Origin of the sequence: Methanobrevibacter sp., assembly GCF_045130115.1 — an archaeon.
Lineage (GTDB): Archaea > Methanobacteriota > Methanobacteria > Methanobacteriales > Methanobacteriaceae > Methanocatella.
In genome coordinates this window covers 1-16,402 of the sequence record NZ_JBGUPC010000040.1, presented here as the reverse complement: position 1 = coordinate 16,402, position 16,402 = coordinate 1, and the positions used below count along the sequence as shown (strand labels likewise).

Below are 16,402 nucleotides of genomic sequence, written 5' to 3'. Positions count from 1 at the left end.
AAAAAAAAAAATAACATGAGCCAATCTAATCATTAGCCCATCTTTTTAATTTAGGAAATACATCTTTCATCATTGCGCTTGCCTGCTCCTTGTCAAATTCAGGATGAACTTCAACCATCTTATCGATACAGAAATTCATCATTTCATCCATTGACATGTCTGATGTGAATTCTCCATCCTTAAAGCAGTATATACAGTAGTCTTCGTTTTTACTGCCATCTGCATTGGTTCCGAAGAGTTCATCATCTGCCAGAGGCATTGCACAGGATTGACAGAATTTTTGATTTTCAAATTCGTTCATTGTATCACATCCTATCCATTATTTAAACTTTTTAATATTTAAAATATTTTAGAGCATTTGAAAAGTAATGTTAAAGTGTAACATCTCTTTTTGTAAAGTAAATATAGGAGATAAGTAATCCGATCACAAAAGTTGCCAAGATTACACCATAAGATACTGTCATTCCTGTACCATATTTAGCAATTTCACCAGAGGAAATCAAATATGGGCATACCCAAGGAACATAAGGCGCCCAGGCCTGTCCGTAAATCAAAATGTTCACCAATGCCAAGCCGGCCCCTCCAACCATTGCTGGAACCATATTTGTAATCACCAATGACAAGAATACAAATGGAGAAAATGTTAAAAACAGCAGCACGTTTGCAAAGAGAAGCTGGATAAAACTGTCAATGAATAATTTTAAGCTAAATCCATCAAGCCCCGCAATAAAACCAAAGACAAGTGTTGATAAACTTGTAACAACAGTTAAAATTAAAATCCAAACTAAAAACATGACATATTTGCTTAACAAGAAATTTCCTCGAGATACTGGAATAGTCAACATTGTTTTAAGAGTATGTTCATTGTATTCCCTTCCAAACAGATAGGAAATCATTATTGCAAAAAGCAGGACTCCAAATAATGCTGACATGTACATATTTACATTATCGAACAATAATTCAAAAGTATGACCTTCACCAAATGCAAAAACTGCTATAAACATTAGAAATGGAGGTAAAATGGCCCCCATTAAACTCAATAGAAAGATATTTGACCTTTTAAGTTTTAAAAATTCCATTTCTATGAAAGTTAACATCCAATCACCTCAATTATTGGAAACGAATCTTGTAAAGAACTCTTCCAAGTTTTCTTCACACAAATTCACCTTTCTAACATCAATTCCTGCCTTAACAAACAATGCATTAAATTTATCCCTCATATTCAGATGAGAATAGAGATGAATCATATTGTTGTCAAATGTATAATCCTCATTTTCCTTAAGCTCCAATTCATTAAAGATACTGAGGGCAAGATTAATGTCTGATACTTCAAATTCAACAAACTTTTTTAACCTGCCATGTAACTCCTCTCTTGATATTTCATCGATTAAAACACCGTTGTCCATAAAACCGATGACATCGGCAAGATTTTCAATTTCACTCAATATATGTGATGAAATGAGAATTGTTATTCCAAATTCATGGGACAATCTTTTAAGCAATGTTCTGATTTCCTTTATTCCAAAAGGATCAAGACCATTAATCGGTTCATCCAAAATAAGTAATTCAGGATTATGCAAAATAGCTGCCGCTATTCCCAAACGTTGCTTCATGCCCAATGAGAAATCCTTGAATATTTTTGATTTTGAATCTACCAAATTAACCATTTCAAGAACTAATCTAATTTTTTGAGGGTCATAATCGCCCCTTATTTTTCCAATGATTTTCAAATTCTCATATGCAGTCAGATTTTCGTAAAATCCCGGAGTTTCAATGATTGAACCTATTTTCGGATAGATTTCATTTGAATATCTTTTAGGATCTTTTCCAAAAAGATATATTTCTCCATCGCTTGGATATGTGAGGTTCAGTAGCATACACATTGTTGTGGTTTTTCCGGCTCCATTTTTTCCCAAAAGACCATATATCTTTCCTTTTTCAACATGCATATTTACTGAATTCACAACCTTCTTCCTGGAATATGTTTTTGACAGATTGTTTGTTTCGATAACGTAGTCTACCATGTTAAAAACTCCCTATAAAATCACTTAAAAAAAAAAGAAAATGGAATGTTAAAAGCATTCCAACTATTTGATTGATTCTCTATATATTGATCCGCAAACCCTATTGAAGAATACACTGCAGTAGGAGGTTACGAATAATGCTTGAATAATTGATATGACTGTTGATATGACTATTGCCTGATTGTTAATAGTCGCTGCAAATATTACTGCCAAAAAGCTCATGATAATTCCAATAGCAATATTGATAATCATGAACACTATTACTGTAAATATGACTGTTCCAACATATTTGCCCCATCCTAGATTAGAGATATTGTCGGTTATTTCCCTAAAGTCAAATGCCTTTTTAAGGCTGTCATGGGCAACCATATTGTTCAATGCCATAATCAGGAGGAAATAACAGATTATCATCAGTAAGAGAGAAATTATCATTACGACTGGCCATGCTGATGAGTCGCTTGTCAATATTATTGCCAAAAATGCCACAATCATTGGAGGAATGCTGTATACAAAACTTACAAGGAAATATTTGACTCCTTTGATGAACATTCCCGCTATATCTCCAAATCCTGGAAGATCATCTTTCCTGTCTATTGAGAAGCTGATCACGTTATACTGATATCCCATTATAAACAATGATACAATAAATCCCACTATAAGTATTGCAAAAGCCAGATAGATATCTCCATTAGGCAACTGTGAATGGCTTAAAGTAGATGCAGTAGCATTGGTTTTTTCTACAGTGTCCATAATCATTCTGGTTATATCAACAGTCTTAAGGGTGAAAACCATTGAAACCAAATCACATATTACAAATAATATTCCAAATCCTAAAAGTTTTTTGATGTCATTGAAGGGATATTTCAATCCTTCAACGACACAGTCAGTAATACTTGCCACATAATCACCTTATATCTGCATTGTGTATAACAATCCGATTGATCTTGAATTGAATATACTTAAGTATGGTCCGACAAGGAACATCGCAACTAATGAGTTGAGCATTACACCGAAAAGGAATATTGCACTTGGATCAATACCTAAAACAGCAGTGGAAACTCCAAATACTGTAAATATTATTCCTATGACCATTGAAACAACAGTGAAAATAACCCATGTTATGACTATTAATCCCAATAATGTTGCAATGCATTCAAACCATCCGATTTCATCTATGGCCTCTTTTATCTCACTTATAGCAAATGCTTTTGAGAATGCCCCATCATTATATGCCATGTGACATAATCCAATTTGAATCATCAGCTCTACAACAACAAAAGCGACAAATGTTAGTATACATCCGATAATCATTATTGCTAATCCTGCAACATTACTTACTTGTCCTGCAATCAGAGCAAATATAAAAAAGATAATGATTGGCACGAGCAAATACAAAATCTGAACAATCACAACCTTTACACCATCAATGAACATACTTATCAAGTCTTCAAAGTCAGGCAATGGGTCTCTACCGTTGATAACTCCATGTACCGCATTGTTGATAACCCTATAATTATAACCAGTAATCAGAAATACTGGAAGCAATAAGAAACTGAAAAAACAAATTATTCCCAATATCACTAGAGTTTTCCAGTCTTTTGCTGAATATTCCAGTGAATCCTTATATATATCTAAAATCATTTTTATCACCTAATAGTAATCATCGTCGAAAATAAATATTTCTTCCATAACAAAGTATTTTTCTCGATCTCCTTTAAACATCATTTTATTAAAGACTTGGGTTATTTCATAAGCCAAAAATAAAGATGGATTGTACCGGCCATTTTCAAGTGCATTAATGGTCTGTCGGGTAACTCCAACTTTATCACCCAATTCTTTTTGGCTCATCTTGAGCTCTTGTCTTAAATATTTAATCATGGTTCTCATAGTAATCCACAAATTAATTTTTTGCAAAAAGTATTTAAGTACTTCAGTAATTATGTTAAAAACTAATTACTTATGTTAATGTTACATTACATAGTATATAAACTTAACGGTTTTTATAAAAATTAATTTAATCATTTAAAAAATAAAATAAACATTAAAAAACTTATTAATTTTATAAATAATAATCTTTAATATTTATTTTAAAATAAAAATAAATATTTATTAATAAATCATTATTTAACAAAAGATTTACTATTTTTTTAAAGAAAAAATATAAGCGAAACATTTATATAGTAGGTAATACATCTTTAACATATGTAACATTTCTATAACAGATTTTGTTGCAAAAATAGTTCCAAGCAGATTAATTCAAATCAAACTTATATGATTATCAACCCATTTTCCCTAAAAAAAACTGCTTGGACTAAACCCTAATTTTTGTTTTGTATCTGTTGACAATCCATGCACCCAAAATACCGATAACGGCACCTGCAAGGACATCGCCAGGGTAATGTACGCCAACATACATTCTGGAAAATGGAATAACAATCGCAAATATGATTAATATGGCATCTATTATTTTATAATGTTTTTCAGCCAGTTCTTTCATGTTCAATACAAAAAATGTTACGAAGGATAACGTTGAAGTGGTATGGCCTGACGGGAATGAAAGAGGATCAGTTTCAGTAATCAGCAAACGTACATTATCCAAAGTTGCAAAAGGCCTTGGCTCACAAATCAGATGCTTTAAGATAGCTGTAACAATGTCAGAACATAAGAATGCGACCAATGCTAAAATACTGAGTCTTTTAAGTGTTTTCTTATCCCTAAAATGTGCATATGCTATAATTGCAATCAGCACAACTGCCAATAGCTTAAATCCTCCAAAATGAGTTACTATTGGCATTATAGCATCAAAAATGGGATTTTGAAAATTGTGATTGAAAAAATAAAATAAATCAACATTAATTTCACTGAACATTATAAATCTCCTTTTCGTGGCTTAAGTGAATTCCAATATGTCCAACCGCTAAAACAATGACTGAAATTATCAAAAATACATTTTGACCATATATTCCCAAAAAGAAAAATGCCAATACGGGAATTGTGGCTCCCGCAACAGGTATTTTCAAAAAATCCGAATACATGTCACTCATTCGCCTTTCACTCCTGAAATATTTGAACCAATACATTTCATATAATATCATCAGTACAACAGCAATAATTAAAGTTATGACAAAATCATTATTATAATTATTGAAAAACAATGTAAAAACAATTACTGATATCTGACCTATTCTTTCAAGGGCCAGCAGTATTTTATTTTCATTTTTAACATATTTGTCATAATCATCAGGTTTGTTGAAGCTCCAAATAATATTCGGAATCAATAACAATGCCAAAAAAACCAATCCAATTATCATATAATCACTTAAAAGAACGGTACGATTGAATAGACTGCAATTAAAATTACCACAGTTAAAATCACGATAGCCCCAAGCGGAACCTTCTTCCAGGCAAGTCCTGCTGCCACAATAGCCCCTATCAAACCGATATACCATAGCTGATTGTCAACTGTCAAGACCCCCGGACATATCAATGCCGCAAGAGCTGTGTAAGGAATCAGATTCAGAAATTTCTCCACTTTCGGAGGAAAATCCAATCTGTCAATGAACAATGCCGGAATCAGTCTTGGAATGAATGTTACAACTGCACAGCCTAAAATAACCAAAGCCATGTAATCCATTAGGCATCACCCGAAATCAGATATTCATCATCAACTATATACATTCCGATAGCCGCTCCAACCAAAGTGGAAACGATTAGAGACCAGTTTCCTAAAAACTGACTTAAAACAATGTTTAAAACCGCAGTTATCAATACCAAAAGCGCAATCTGTTTGGATTCCTTAACGGCCGGTGTTAAAATAGCTACAAACAAAGCATATAATGAAATGTTGAAACTGTTTGTGACAATTACCGGAAGCATATCCAAAAGGACAACACCAATTCCAGCTCCCAAACACCAGCTCAGCCATGCAGTAATTGCAATTCCAAGATAGGTCCATATGCTTGAATCATCACTTAACGAAAACATCGCAAAGGATTCATCGACAGTCACATGGGCCGCCAGGATATTCAACGGAGTGTTTGAGTCCTCAACCTTGTTCAGGACACATGTGGACATTACAAAATACCTTAAGTTAACCACAAAATTGGTCAATATTATTGCCATTGCAGTTGCTCCGCTTAATACCATTGATGCCGCAATAATCTGGCCCGCTCCAGCATATACTAAAAATGACATGGATATGGTCTCAAGAGGAGTCATGCCTGCCTTTATAGCAATTGCAGCATATCCAATACCCATTGGAACATATCCAAAAGTAATCGGAATACCCTTTTTAGCACCATCAATGAATTTAGCAGTTCTTGAAATAATATCTCCCCAAAAAAAATTAAAAAAAATATGTAATTTAACTAAGTAAATTACTGATTTGGTCTGTTGTAATCAAACCTAAAACAACCATATCTTCATCAACAACTGGAAGACAGGATATATCAAATTTACGCATTTTACGAGCAATTTCCTCGATTGTGTCTCCAGCATTACAATATTTGACTGTAGTAGTCATAATATCGGTTAGATGATTTGAATTAGTTGCAATGGATTTGGATAAATCCCAACTTGTTACAATACCAATAAGCTTATTTTCATCAGTGACAACAGGAATATGTGTCACATGCTTTTCCAACATCAATTTTGCAGCATCCTGAACATTGGCATTAGCTTTAATTGTTGCAATATTTTCCATCATCATGTCTTCAACAACATTTTCTGATAAGAAATTAGCAAGAAGATAATTGAGTTGGCCTCTTTCAAGCAGGAATGCATCGTGCCCATAGTTGGATTTAATTTCTGAAAAGCTTACATCAACATTATTGGCATTAAGAGCAGTTACAATGTCAGTGCTCTGTTCTGTTGGATATAACCAGTCAGAATCAACAGAAAGTACTTGGACTTTTGCTTCAACATCTTTGAATCCGTCAATCAGTGAGTCATTTATTGACAAATCAAATAAATCAACCGCTTTTGTAATATACAGGTAACTGTTTGCATCAAAACGCTTTACAAATGCTTCCCCCTGATGTTTCAAGTAACTTTCAACCTGAAAATCAACCGAAAAGTCATAGCTGATTTCATCCTTATCCTGAAGGCCACGTCCGAATTTAATGTCCATTGATTCATCACTTAAATAGGTAATATGAGCAATCATACGAGCAAGAGACAATCCGTTTCTTGGGATTACTCCAGATTCATAATAGTTTCCGCCTTTCCAATGAGGATCGGAAAATATTGATTGGCGACCTACCGCATTGAATGCAATTTGCTGTGGTGAAGACATTGCAGCTGTAGCTATTGGAATCGCTTTTTTCATCATTTCAGGATATGAAACCATCCATTCAAGAACCTGCATTCCACCCATTGAACCGCCAATAATGGCAGCCAACTGATTAATTTCAAATGAATCGACAAGTTTCTTTTGAACCTTAACCATATCCCCAATGGTAATAACCGGGAAATCAAGACCATATTCCTTTTTTGTTTTAGGGTTTATTGAACTTGGACCAGTTGTTCCTTTACATCCTCCTAGAACATTGGAACATATTATAAAATATTTTTCTGTGTCCAAGGCTTTACCGGGACCTATTACAATTTCCCACCAACCAGGCTTTTTGTCCCCATCATGCCATCCTGCAGCATGGGCATCGCCTGTAAGAGCATGACAAATCAAAATAGCATTGGACTTTTCTTTGTTAAGCTCGCCATATGTCTCATAGGCTACAGTAACATTTTCCAGAACTTCACCGCTATCCAAGTCAATTGGTTCTTCAATGTGGAAATATTTTGTCTCAACATTACCAACAGATTCTTTGTTCATTTAATTTCTCCCTAGACGTAATTTACGCATTGCACTCTTTGCAGCTGATTGTTCAGCTTCTTTTTTATTTTTGCCTCTTCCAACACCCATTTCCTGGCCGTCTATTAGACAAGCGATAATGAATGTCTTATCATGAGGAACTCCATATTCCTTTAAAATCTGATATTCGATAGCTATTTCATTAGCATCGCCATATTCTTTCATTGCTGATTTATAATCTTCAAAGAAAACTCTTTCCTGATCTATATATTTAAAAATCCATTTGGAAACAAAGTCTTTTGCAAATTCAATGCCTTGATCTATAAATATCGCTCCCAAAAATGATTCAAAAATATCCGCCGTAATGGAAATTACCTCATTTTTTGTTAAATTTGACTCTTCGGCAGAAACACGAAGATAATCTTTTAATTTTAACTTTTGAGAGTAATAAATTAACGCATTTTGACATACAAAGTTTGATCTTTTCTTAGTTAATTCTCCTTCCTCAAAATGAGGATATTTTTTAAATAAATATTCAGATACAATCAAACTTAAGACAGAATCTCCTAAAAACTCCAATCTTTCATAATTGTAATCCAAATCATGAATAGTTGCATATGAAGCATGTGTGAATGCAATTTCATATAAATGTTCATTTTCAGTTTCAATATCAAATTTTTCAAATAAATTCATTTAAAGCCCAGACTTAATATTAATATTATTATTTAATATATCCTTGAACTTATATATAAGTATATATAACTATAGTTATAAATATTACTTTTCAAATGCTCTCGCACTTTTCATTTATATATGAAATTCCAAATTAAAATTAAAAAGGATTTGCTAATATGATAATTAATTGGAAAGATGAAATAACAAGAATTGACCCAGACATAAAATTCAGAGCACATGGCGGATGGTTAAAAACCGTGGATCAATTAGACAAAAGTGTAAAAAATGGTTATTCATTAGTTGGAGACTTTGTACAGGCAGGAGATTTTGAAGAAGAATATAGTGAAGGAATTTATCTTGACTGCAACAAAGAAGGCAATGCTAAAAAACCCCAACTGGACTACAGACTATTCCGTTTTAGAGACGGCAAAGTGAGATTGCTCGACATGGTAATTGACGGCAAGCAAGGCTGGGCAGTGGATTTATGGGATGCGTTAGATGGAGAACTATAAGATCTTCATCTAAAAGCCGAATAAATCTTGTGCGTCAAGCATAACATCCACAATGTGAACATTGAAAGGACATCTAGGTTCACATTCCCCACATGCGATACAATCTGTTGCATTAAATTTCAGATTGTTATAATGCTCCTGAATGCTTGCAGGCACTTCATCCTGATTTTTTGCAAGGTCAAACAATTTATTCACCATTGCAATATCGATTTGAGATGCACATGGCGCACAATGTCCGCAGTATGTGCATTGCCCCTCAAATGAATGTTTTGGAGCATTTTTTAGAACTTCAGCATAATCTTTTTCATCATCTGTTGAATCACAATACTTTAAAGATTCTTCTAGCTCTTCTACTGTTTTAACACCAACAAAAATACTTGAAACACCCTTTTGCTCTAAAGCATAATGTATACACTGAACAGGAGTTAAAGCCACTCCAAAAGGAGAAGTTTCATCCGAAAGCAGATTTCCACCTGCAAAACCCTTCATTACTGTCAATGCAGTTCCATTTTTTTCACAAGTTTCATAAATTTCTGCCCTTAAAGGGTTCAGGCTTGACAAATCATCGCTATAGGCATCCTCTTTTCTGTACTCCTCAATATCATCCATTGCCCCAAACATATCAAAAGCAGGATTTATTGAAAACATTAAAAGTTCAATTTCAGGATTTCTAGCCGCCAATATTCCCACTTCAGGATTATGAGTGCTTAACCCAATATGTGCTATTGTTCCTTCATCCTTAAGCTTCCTTACATATTCAATGAAGGGTCCGTTCATTATATTTTCATAATCCTCCACCTGGTCAACATAATGAATCATTCCAAAATCAAGCGTATCAATTTGAAAACGCTCCATAAAATCTTCAAATGCTGGAATTACCTTGTCCATTTCACGTGTTCTTACATATTGGCCGTTTTGCCAAGTTGATCCTATGTGACCCTGAATAACCCAATTTTCACGATTCGGCTTGATTGCACGGCCCAAATGGGAGCGAACATCAGGTTCACTCATCCAACAATCAACAAAATTAATATCATTCTCTTCACAGGCCTTAATTAATGCTTCAGTATCCTCATATGGTCTTTCCACTAAAAATTCCGCACCAAAAGCAATTTCAGATACTTCAATACCAGTGTTACCTAACTTTCTATATTCCATATTTTCCCTCAATGTAAAATATGTTTTAAGAAATCTTTAAAAGTTTCTAAATTAAAGATACATATTAGATGTATACTAAAGAATTTATTTTAGATGAAGTGAATGCCATTAGAGATGAAATAGGTCATGACGAAGTTAATATCTTCATCGAGGAATTTTACATTGAAAATAATGAATTGTGGATTATTACAGAAGATAGGCCAGACAAATCAGCAATAATTGGAAAAGGAGGTTGGGTCGTCGGCAAACTCAAAGAAAAGTTAGGCCTGGATAGTATACATGTTGAATCTTATGGCGATTTTTTAAATAAGAATTACAAATTGAAATTATCCAAAAAAACAATCCGGAACCTTGATTTGGATTTAGTTGGTTTGAAGAACCTGGAAAAAACTATTGAGTATAAATTAGAAAATATTTACAGTTTCAATTTTGATAAGTATTTCAGTGAAAACGAATTTGATGAGTCATCAAATATTGAAGCTGTTGTTGCCCTTTCAGGCGGCGTGGACAGTAGCTTTTCACTTATTTTAGCTAAAAAACTTGGTTTTAACCCTGTGGCAGTTACAGTTGATCCGGGAACTATCATTTTGCCAAACCAATTTAAAAAGAACATCAGAGTTTTGGTTGAATCACTAAATGTCAAACATGAATACATTAATGCAGATTATTCCGACATCATAAGCGAATCTTTCAGCGGCAATGTGCATCCTTGCGGAAGGTGTTCTAAAAATACTGGGAAATTAGTGAAGCAATATGCAAAAGATAACGAAATTCCAATAATTGTCTTTGGTGATATGCTTGCAACAGGCAGTCAATGCATAAATTTGCAGGACGATTCATTATATCGCTTGAACCTTCCGGCAAGTTTAAGTGTTGGTAAGCAAGAGATAAAATCCTTAATTGCAAACTATAATTTACAGACATTCAAAGGATTTGGTTGTCCACTACTTTATGAAGTTCACAAAAAGTTTCCCCACATGAGAAAATTTTCAATTCAAAGAATACTGAGAGAAACCAGATCAGGTGCATTGGAACCTGGCGAAGCTCTTGATTTAATATGGAGCTTCAACAAAGTCAAATGAAAAAATTAAAATCAGATTTTAAATATTGTGAGATATTAATAGAAGCTGAGCCTTACTTATGAATTTATTAAGTAATTCTAAAAATATCCCACTTATGCCACATAATCAATGATTATGTTAGCAATACTATTTTTGTCTATTAGAGTATTTAAAGTTTAGGTAAACCTAAATAATTTTTAAAATTAAAAAAATATAGGAATTATTAAATTCCTTTCCTTTCAAATTCATCATTCAAGAATGATTTGATATTATCCCTGGCCATATCAACCATTTCAGGTGCAGGACCACCTGGAACAGCTCTGATTCTAACGTTTTCGGCAGGATTTAAAGCATTCTGAATTAAATCATCTGATAAATTCAATTCATCGAAACCTAACTCAACTGCAATATCATCAATGAATGCGGAAGTGATGTCCTCTTCAGCCATATCCTTTGCTGTAGCCTCATTAACAATTCTTCCGACAATCTTGTGAGCGGTTCTGAATGGTATTTCCTTTTCACGAACCATGATATCAGCTAAATCTGTTGCAGTTGCAAAGTTTTTGCCTGCAAGCTCAGCGCACCTATCGATTTTGAATTCAACAGAAAGCAACATTTTTGTTACAATAGATAATGTGTCTTGAGTCACTTTAATGGAATTCCATAAATGAGGAGTGATTTCCTGTAAATCCCTATTATATGTATACGGAATGGCTTTCAAGATTGTTAAAATTGTTACCAATTCCCCATTGACAATTGTACATTTTCCTCTTGCAAGTTCAGCAACGTCAGGATTTTTCTTTTGAGGCATAATAGAAGAAGTGGATGAATACTCATCAGCCATTTCAATAACGCCAAATTCATAAGTGCTCCATAAAACAAGCTCTTCACAGATTTTAGATAATGTGGTACAAAGTGAAACCATGTCAAACACTGCTTCAGCAATAAAGTCCCTTGTTGAAACTCCATCCATGGAATTTTCCAAATACGCATCGAAACCAAGCAAATCAGTGGTTAATTGCCTATTTATTGGAAAGCTAGTGGTGGCCATTGCAGCTGAACCTAATGGATTTAAATTAACACGTTTATATGTATCCTCAAAACGTTCATAATCCCTTTTTAAAGCCTGTACATGAGCCATCAAATGATGGGCAATTGTAATCGGCTGGGCATGCTGAAGGTGAGTAAAACCAATGAATACATCTTCCAAATGTTCTCCGGCCATTTCATTTATACCTTCAATGAACTCTAGGATACCAATTTGGAGCTCAATGATTTTTTCACGTAAAACCAGTCTGACATCACATGCAACCTGATCGTTACGAGATTTGGCGGTATGCATAAAACCGGCTTCAGGACCAATTTTAGAAGTCACATAATTTTCAATAGCCATATGAACATCTTCAACTGAAGGGTCAAACACTAATGCCTCGTAACCCTCTTCCCTAAGGCTATCAAGGGCACATAAAATATTGTCTGCAATCTTTTCATCAATGATTCCCTCATGCTTTAGCATTGAAGTGTGTGCAAAGTTAGTTTTGATATCAGCTTCAAAAAGAAGTTTATCTGCTTCAAGTGATGAAGTGTAAATAGCTGCTTCATCAGTCATTCCAGTTTTAAAACGACCATTTCTAATATTATCCAAAAAAATCCCTTCTAAAAAATAATTAAGAAATAAAAATAAATAAAAAAAAGAAATAAAGATTTGAAAAATCTATTTTTTCATTTCAGTGTATCCGCATTTACCACAAGCGACTCTGTCACCATGGTCAGCCATGAATACACCTTCACCACAACGAGGACAAATTTGGTTTTTTCTTACAATTTTGTCTCCATCTACTTCATATAAATCAGATTTTCTTACCATCATATCACCTATTCTTCAGCTTCAGCTTCAGCATCTTCTTCCGGTTCTTCTTCCGGTTCTGCATTTTTAGCAATTACATGTTCAGTTTCAATGTAAGTTAAATCATCTACTGTATCATAGACTTTAGCATAACCTAATGCTCTAGGTTCACCGTAGTGTGGTTGTACATTGTCAACAACGATTAATTCTTTTTTAGTGTTTAATAAAGCAACTAATTTGGATTTGATATCCAATACTTTAGGAGTTGCTTCTCCATCGTAATCAACATAAAACTTAATTTCTTTTCTGTTAAATAATTTATTTTCTTTTTCTTCAATAAATTCAATTTCCATGATAAAACCTCATTTAATTTATTCATTAATAAATCCGTCAATAAGCTTTTGAGCTTTATTTTTTAAATCACCAGCTTTTAAAAGCACTAATCCTTCATTCGGCTGACCATATAGAATGGTAGTTTCCGGATTTGCCATTAAGATGCAAGGAAGAACTGCAAGATCTTCTTCCCCAGCCACTTCAATTACATAACATTCGCCATTGTTAGATAATTCAAGAGCCTCGCCTATGGTTTCCCATAGATCATCAGTTATGGTTCCAGCAGGATTATCCGCTTTTAGAATGTGATCTGCAAGTATAATTTCATGAGTATGATTTTTTCTTTGAATTAAATTATCAATTATACCAATATTAGGATATAATTTGTATTCGGTAAGATTAGCAAAAGTCGCATCACCAACAGAAATTAAAAACTCGGAAGATTTAATCTCATCAATTGCATCTTCAAAGTCGGGATATAATTTACCCAAAGGCTTTTTGAGATCAATTATTATATCTTTATTTAATTCTGCATCTAAACGTAACACGAAAACACCTTATCTTACTCTTAAACAATATTCGCCAGGAACCTCGATATTTAATTCACGAGCAATTCTGGACTCTTCAGGATCAGTTATAATTAAAAGACCACTCCAATTATCTGAAGTTGGGTTTCCGCAACTAGGACAATGGTCTTTACTTGAAATCATTTTACAAACAGTACAAGCTTTCATTTTTTAACCCTTCACACTTTTTTGTTTTGCCTCTTCAATCCATTCGAATCTGCCTAAATTATTTTGTCTCATAGTAAGAGGAATTTTAGAATTCCTGTTATTATCAATATTATTAGTAGATTCGTCTTTAATGGAAACACTGACTGCTCTAGCTCTAACCAAATCCCCTTCATCAAGGGTTTTGTTAGATTCTTTTGCTAGCAATGCTCCTCTTTTGGCATCATAATTAATATAATCATCAGTAACTTGAGAAACATGAATCAAACCATCCATAGGTCCAATTCTTACAAAAGCACCGTAATCCACAATATCAATTACTTCACCATTAAAGATTTCATGTTGTTCCGGTTTAAAGAAAATAGCTTCGAATACAACATTATGATATGATGCTCCATCACCCATAATGAGTCTTCCTTCACTAATTTCGTCTATTGCGTTAACACAAATAAGTAAACCTAGTTTTTTGTCTAAACGACCTTCATAAGTTTCATTCAAGGTCTGTATAGCAACTTCTTCAAGTGGATTTTCAAATCTGTAAGGTGGTATTCTTACAGTATCCTCAATTTTTGTTTTATAATACAAAATAATCCCTCGTTTTTTTAATAAGTTTAATTAATATTATATTTTACCTTCAACAGCAATATATTTTTTTTGCCTTAAATACACAACTGTAATACCTTTATCTTTTGCACGATTTTTTAATTCAATATCGTTTGTAGCTAATACTTCTGAAACTCTAAGTAACGCATCATCCACAGTTTCGTTTTCAAGTAATGAAATATCCTTTATTTCAACTTTTGAAGAATTAGCTAATTTTAAGGCCAAATTAGCATTCAGCCTTACTTTACCTTTATTATTATTTTTTAAACCCTTCAATTCATTGATAACAAAGCTTGGAGTAGTTAATTTATAAGAAGGTAATTTATTTTCAAGTTCAGTGATAATATCAACATTGAACTGAAAAGGAACCATAAAAAAATTGGTATCAATCACAACTTCTTTAGAGTTCATCATTTACCTCTACTTAATAATACCGTAACCGATCAATCTCCAACGAGCACCGACTCTACGACTTAAAGCAACTCTATCGCCAGGGCTAGCACAAACCGGCAATTTAAGAGTAACATCTACATCATTTTTCTTAGTTGAAGTAACAACACCAATTGTTGTTGTAGTACCACAATTAATCATTAACGGTTCTTTAATCTTAATTGGAGCAACTTCACGTTCTTCTTTAGTACCTACAACACGGTCAAGTAAATTAGCTTCCATTGAAAAAGCGTCCAATACGTCCGGCAAGGTACCCTCTTCACCAGCAACAGTTCCGGATAATGAATCTGATTTGGTTAAAGACGGATCCAATTTAGTTGCAATACCGACAAGACCTCCAGGACCTATCTCTTTAACTTGCTTACCATTAGCTTCAAGACCAATAATCTCAGACTTCAAGGTAACTCTTTTACCGTTATTAGTAGGACCAGGCCTAATTTCAATGGTATCGCCAAGTTTGAAGGTTCCTTGGACTAATGTACCACCTATTACTCCACCTTTGATTTTATCAGCGCCAGAACCTGGTTTGTTAATATCGAATGATCTTGCAACATGCATTAATGCGGTATCATCAACATTCCTTTCAGGAGGTTGAATTTGCTTAAGCATAGTTTCAATTAAGATATCCATGTTAGCGCCTTGTTGAGCAGATACAGGTATTATTAAAGCATCTTCAGCACAAGTACCTTTAACAAATTCCTTAATTTCATTATAACTTTCAATAGCTCTTTCTTTTGAAACAATATCAATTTTATTTTGAACTACGATAACATCCTTAACGCCGATAACATCAAGCGCCATGAGATGTTCTTTAGTTTGTGGTTGTGGACAAGACTCATTTGCAGCAATTACTAACACTGCACCATCCATAATTGCAGCACCAGATAACATAGTTGCCATAAGAGTTTCGTGACCCGGAGCATCAACAAAAGATACTTTTCTAATTAATTCGGTTTCACTCCCACAGATTTCACATTTATCAGAAGTAGTGTAACATTCAGGTTCATCACACTTAGGACATTTTTTAAATTCAATGTCAGCATAACCTAAACGAATTGAAATACCTCTTTTTGTTTCCTCACTGTGAGTATCAGTCCATATACCTGATAATGCTTTAGTAAGAGTAGTCTTACCATGGTCTACGTGACCAACTAAACCTATGTTAACATCTGACTGTACGTTCACAGATAACCACCTTTT

The 16,402-nt window shown here is 33.8% G+C and carries 24 protein-coding genes; 3 read left to right on the top strand and 21 right to left on the bottom strand.

Annotation, left to right across the window (positions count from 1 at the left end; translation table 11 throughout):
* Nucleotides 1-25: 25 nt before the first annotated feature.
* The 10 genes from ACJMML_RS06660 to ACJMML_RS06615 all read right to left on the bottom strand — a co-directional run bounded on the left by ACJMML_RS06660 (nt 26) and on the right by ACJMML_RS06615 (nt 6,281).
* Nucleotides 26-301 (bottom strand): zinc ribbon domain-containing protein, encoded by a 276-nt coding sequence (locus ACJMML_RS06660; protein WP_405306553.1) that lies wholly within the window; start codon nt 299-301, stop codon nt 26-28.
* 70 nt (nt 302-371) lie between these two features.
* The gene (locus ACJMML_RS06655) at nt 372-1,097 is read right to left on the bottom strand and encodes an ABC transporter permease (protein WP_330026839.1); all 726 of its coding nucleotides are present in this window, start codon (nt 1,095-1,097) and stop codon (nt 372-374) included.
* Between the two features lie 9 nt (nt 1,098-1,106).
* Nucleotides 1,107-2,024 (bottom strand): ABC transporter ATP-binding protein, encoded by a 918-nt coding sequence (locus tag ACJMML_RS06650; protein WP_405306552.1) that lies wholly within the window; start codon nt 2,022-2,024, stop codon nt 1,107-1,109.
* Nucleotides 2,025-2,087: 63 nt separating this feature from the next.
* Nucleotides 2,088-2,924, bottom strand: a complete 837-nt coding sequence (locus tag ACJMML_RS06645; RefSeq protein WP_405306551.1) for a DUF4013 domain-containing protein — start codon at nt 2,922-2,924, stop codon at nt 2,088-2,090.
* A 9-nt stretch (nt 2,925-2,933) separates the two neighbouring features.
* Nucleotides 2,934-3,665: a DUF4013 domain-containing protein gene (locus tag ACJMML_RS06640; protein ID WP_405306550.1), complete on the bottom strand. Its 732-nt coding sequence runs from the start codon at nt 3,663-3,665 to the stop codon at nt 2,934-2,936.
* Nucleotides 3,666-3,674: 9 nt separating this feature from the next.
* Entirely contained in the window at nt 3,675-3,911 is a 237-nt protein-coding gene (locus ACJMML_RS06635) for a helix-turn-helix transcriptional regulator (protein WP_116591747.1), read from the bottom strand.
* Between the two features lie 424 nt (nt 3,912-4,335).
* Entirely contained in the window at nt 4,336-4,818 is a 483-nt protein-coding gene (locus ACJMML_RS06630; protein ID WP_405306549.1) for a phosphatase PAP2 family protein, read from the bottom strand.
* Between the two features lie 64 nt (nt 4,819-4,882).
* Nucleotides 4,883-5,335 (bottom strand): hypothetical protein, encoded by a 453-nt coding sequence (locus ACJMML_RS06625; RefSeq protein WP_405306548.1) that lies wholly within the window; start codon nt 5,333-5,335, stop codon nt 4,883-4,885.
* Nucleotides 5,336-5,343: 8 nt separating this feature from the next.
* Complete coding sequence (locus tag ACJMML_RS06620) at nt 5,344-5,658, bottom strand: AzlD domain-containing protein (RefSeq protein ID WP_405306547.1); 315 nt, start codon at nt 5,656-5,658, stop codon at nt 5,344-5,346.
* Nucleotides 5,658-6,281 (bottom strand): AzlC family ABC transporter permease, encoded by a 624-nt coding sequence (locus ACJMML_RS06615; RefSeq protein WP_405306546.1) that lies wholly within the window; start codon nt 6,279-6,281, stop codon nt 5,658-5,660. Before ACJMML_RS06615 ends, ACJMML_RS06620 begins: the two co-directional genes overlap by 1 nt.
* Here ACJMML_RS06615 and ACJMML_RS06610 point away from each other — a divergent pair.
* Nucleotides 6,217-6,399 carry a hypothetical protein gene (locus ACJMML_RS06610; RefSeq protein ID WP_405306683.1) on the top strand — a complete coding sequence of 61 codons (183 nt, stop codon included), beginning with the start codon at nt 6,217-6,219 and terminating at the stop codon, nt 6,397-6,399. The genes ACJMML_RS06615 and ACJMML_RS06610 overlap by 65 nt on opposite strands.
* Here the strand turns inward: ACJMML_RS06610 and ACJMML_RS06605 are convergent.
* Both ACJMML_RS06605 and rnc read right to left on the bottom strand, forming a co-directional pair.
* Entirely contained in the window at nt 6,388-7,854 is a 1,467-nt protein-coding gene (locus ACJMML_RS06605) for a homoserine O-acetyltransferase (RefSeq protein ID WP_405306545.1), read from the bottom strand. The two genes, ACJMML_RS06610 and ACJMML_RS06605, sit on opposite strands and share 12 nt — an antisense overlap.
* Entirely contained in the window at nt 7,855-8,526 is a 672-nt protein-coding gene (rnc, locus tag ACJMML_RS06600; protein WP_405306544.1) for a ribonuclease III, read from the bottom strand.
* A gap of 158 nt (nt 8,527-8,684) precedes the next feature.
* Here rnc and ACJMML_RS06595 point away from each other — a divergent pair, with 158 nt between their 5' ends.
* Nucleotides 8,685-9,020, top strand: a complete 336-nt coding sequence (locus ACJMML_RS06595; RefSeq protein WP_405306543.1) for a hypothetical protein — start codon at nt 8,685-8,687, stop codon at nt 9,018-9,020.
* A gap of 9 nt (nt 9,021-9,029) precedes the next feature.
* Here ACJMML_RS06595 and ACJMML_RS06590 read toward each other — a convergent pair whose 3' ends face one another.
* Nucleotides 9,030-10,178 (bottom strand): aldo/keto reductase, encoded by a 1,149-nt coding sequence (locus ACJMML_RS06590; protein ID WP_405306542.1) that lies wholly within the window; start codon nt 10,176-10,178, stop codon nt 9,030-9,032.
* A gap of 68 nt (nt 10,179-10,246) precedes the next feature.
* Here ACJMML_RS06590 and ACJMML_RS06585 point away from each other — a divergent pair, with 68 nt between their 5' ends.
* Entirely contained in the window at nt 10,247-11,260 is a 1,014-nt protein-coding gene (locus ACJMML_RS06585; RefSeq protein ID WP_405306541.1) for an ATPase, read from the top strand.
* Between the two features lie 202 nt (nt 11,261-11,462).
* Here the strand turns inward: ACJMML_RS06585 and argH are convergent, their stop codons facing one another.
* The 8 genes from argH to ACJMML_RS06545 form a co-directional block, all read right to left on the bottom strand.
* Nucleotides 11,463-12,884, bottom strand: a complete 1,422-nt coding sequence (gene argH / locus ACJMML_RS06580) for an argininosuccinate lyase (protein WP_405306540.1) — start codon at nt 12,882-12,884, stop codon at nt 11,463-11,465.
* Nucleotides 12,885-12,953: 69 nt separating this feature from the next.
* Complete coding sequence (locus tag ACJMML_RS06575) at nt 12,954-13,106, bottom strand: 30S ribosomal protein S27ae (protein ID WP_067042875.1); 153 nt, start codon at nt 13,104-13,106, stop codon at nt 12,954-12,956.
* Nucleotides 13,107-13,114: 8 nt separating this feature from the next.
* Complete coding sequence (locus ACJMML_RS06570; protein WP_405306539.1) at nt 13,115-13,438, bottom strand: 30S ribosomal protein S24e; 324 nt, start codon at nt 13,436-13,438, stop codon at nt 13,115-13,117.
* An 18-nt stretch (nt 13,439-13,456) separates the two neighbouring features.
* Nucleotides 13,457-13,966, bottom strand: a complete 510-nt coding sequence (locus ACJMML_RS06565; protein WP_303739423.1) for a GTP-dependent dephospho-CoA kinase family protein — start codon at nt 13,964-13,966, stop codon at nt 13,457-13,459.
* Nucleotides 13,967-13,975: 9 nt separating this feature from the next.
* Nucleotides 13,976-14,152: a transcription elongation factor subunit Spt4 gene (gene spt4, locus ACJMML_RS06560; RefSeq protein ID WP_303739422.1), complete on the bottom strand. Its 177-nt coding sequence runs from the start codon at nt 14,150-14,152 to the stop codon at nt 13,976-13,978.
* A 3-nt stretch (nt 14,153-14,155) separates the two neighbouring features.
* A complete protein-coding gene (locus ACJMML_RS06555) occupies nt 14,156-14,734 on the bottom strand; it encodes a DNA-directed RNA polymerase (protein WP_303739421.1) in 579 nt (192 codons plus the stop codon).
* Nucleotides 14,735-14,770: 36 nt separating this feature from the next.
* The gene (locus ACJMML_RS06550; protein ID WP_296784930.1) at nt 14,771-15,163 is read right to left on the bottom strand and encodes a PIN domain-containing protein; all 393 of its coding nucleotides are present in this window, start codon (nt 15,161-15,163) and stop codon (nt 14,771-14,773) included.
* A 9-nt stretch (nt 15,164-15,172) separates the two neighbouring features.
* Nucleotides 15,173-16,387, bottom strand: coding sequence for a translation initiation factor IF-2 subunit gamma (locus tag ACJMML_RS06545; protein ID WP_405306681.1), 1,215 nt, complete (start codon nt 16,385-16,387; stop codon nt 15,173-15,175).
* Nucleotides 16,388-16,402: the final 15 nt, after the last annotated feature.

Bases quoted from the DNA above. Each gene is read 5' to 3' on its own strand.
- ACJMML_RS06620 (WP_405306547.1), bottom strand. From the start codon at position 5,658: ATGGATTACATGGCTTTGGTTATTTTAGGCTGTGCAGTTGTAACATTC.
- ACJMML_RS06590 (WP_405306542.1), bottom strand. From the start codon at position 10,178: ATGGAATATAGAAAGTTAGGTAACACTGGTATTGAAGTATCTGAAATT.
- ACJMML_RS06605 (WP_405306545.1), bottom strand. From the start codon at position 7,854: ATGAACAAAGAATCTGTTGGTAATGTTGAGACAAAATATTTCCACATT.
- ACJMML_RS06660 (WP_405306553.1), bottom strand. From the start codon at position 301: ATGAACGAATTTGAAAATCAAAAATTCTGTCAATCCTGTGCAATGCCT.
- ACJMML_RS06585 (WP_405306541.1), top strand. From the start codon at position 10,247: ATGTATACTAAAGAATTTATTTTAGATGAAGTGAATGCCATTAGAGAT.
- ACJMML_RS06625 (WP_405306548.1), bottom strand. From the start codon at position 5,335: ATGATAATTGGATTGGTTTTTTTGGCATTGTTATTGATTCCGAATATT.
- rnc (WP_405306544.1), bottom strand. From the start codon at position 8,526: ATGAATTTATTTGAAAAATTTGATATTGAAACTGAAAATGAACATTTA.
- ACJMML_RS06550 (WP_296784930.1), bottom strand. From the start codon at position 15,163: ATGAACTCTAAAGAAGTTGTGATTGATACCAATTTTTTTATGGTTCCT.
- ACJMML_RS06640 (WP_405306550.1), bottom strand. From the start codon at position 3,665: ATGATTTTAGATATATATAAGGATTCACTGGAATATTCAGCAAAAGAC.
- ACJMML_RS06635 (WP_116591747.1), bottom strand. From the start codon at position 3,911: ATGAGAACCATGATTAAATATTTAAGACAAGAGCTCAAGATGAGCCAA.
- ACJMML_RS06650 (WP_405306552.1), bottom strand. From the start codon at position 2,024: ATGGTAGACTACGTTATCGAAACAAACAATCTGTCAAAAACATATTCC.
- ACJMML_RS06570 (WP_405306539.1), bottom strand. From the start codon at position 13,438: ATGGAAATTGAATTTATTGAAGAAAAAGAAAATAAATTATTTAACAGA.
- ACJMML_RS06595 (WP_405306543.1), top strand. From the start codon at position 8,685: ATGATAATTAATTGGAAAGATGAAATAACAAGAATTGACCCAGACATA.
- ACJMML_RS06575 (WP_067042875.1), bottom strand. From the start codon at position 13,106: ATGGTAAGAAAATCTGATTTATATGAAGTAGATGGAGACAAAATTGTA.
- ACJMML_RS06615 (WP_405306546.1), bottom strand. From the start codon at position 6,281: ATGGGTATTGGATATGCTGCAATTGCTATAAAGGCAGGCATGACTCCT.
- spt4 (WP_303739422.1), bottom strand. From the start codon at position 14,152: ATGAAAGCTTGTACTGTTTGTAAAATGATTTCAAGTAAAGACCATTGT.
- ACJMML_RS06630 (WP_405306549.1), bottom strand. From the start codon at position 4,818: ATGCCAATAGTAACTCATTTTGGAGGATTTAAGCTATTGGCAGTTGTG.
- ACJMML_RS06655 (WP_330026839.1), bottom strand. From the start codon at position 1,097: ATGTTAACTTTCATAGAAATGGAATTTTTAAAACTTAAAAGGTCAAAT.
- ACJMML_RS06610 (WP_405306683.1), top strand. From the start codon at position 6,217: ATGGATATGGTCTCAAGAGGAGTCATGCCTGCCTTTATAGCAATTGCA.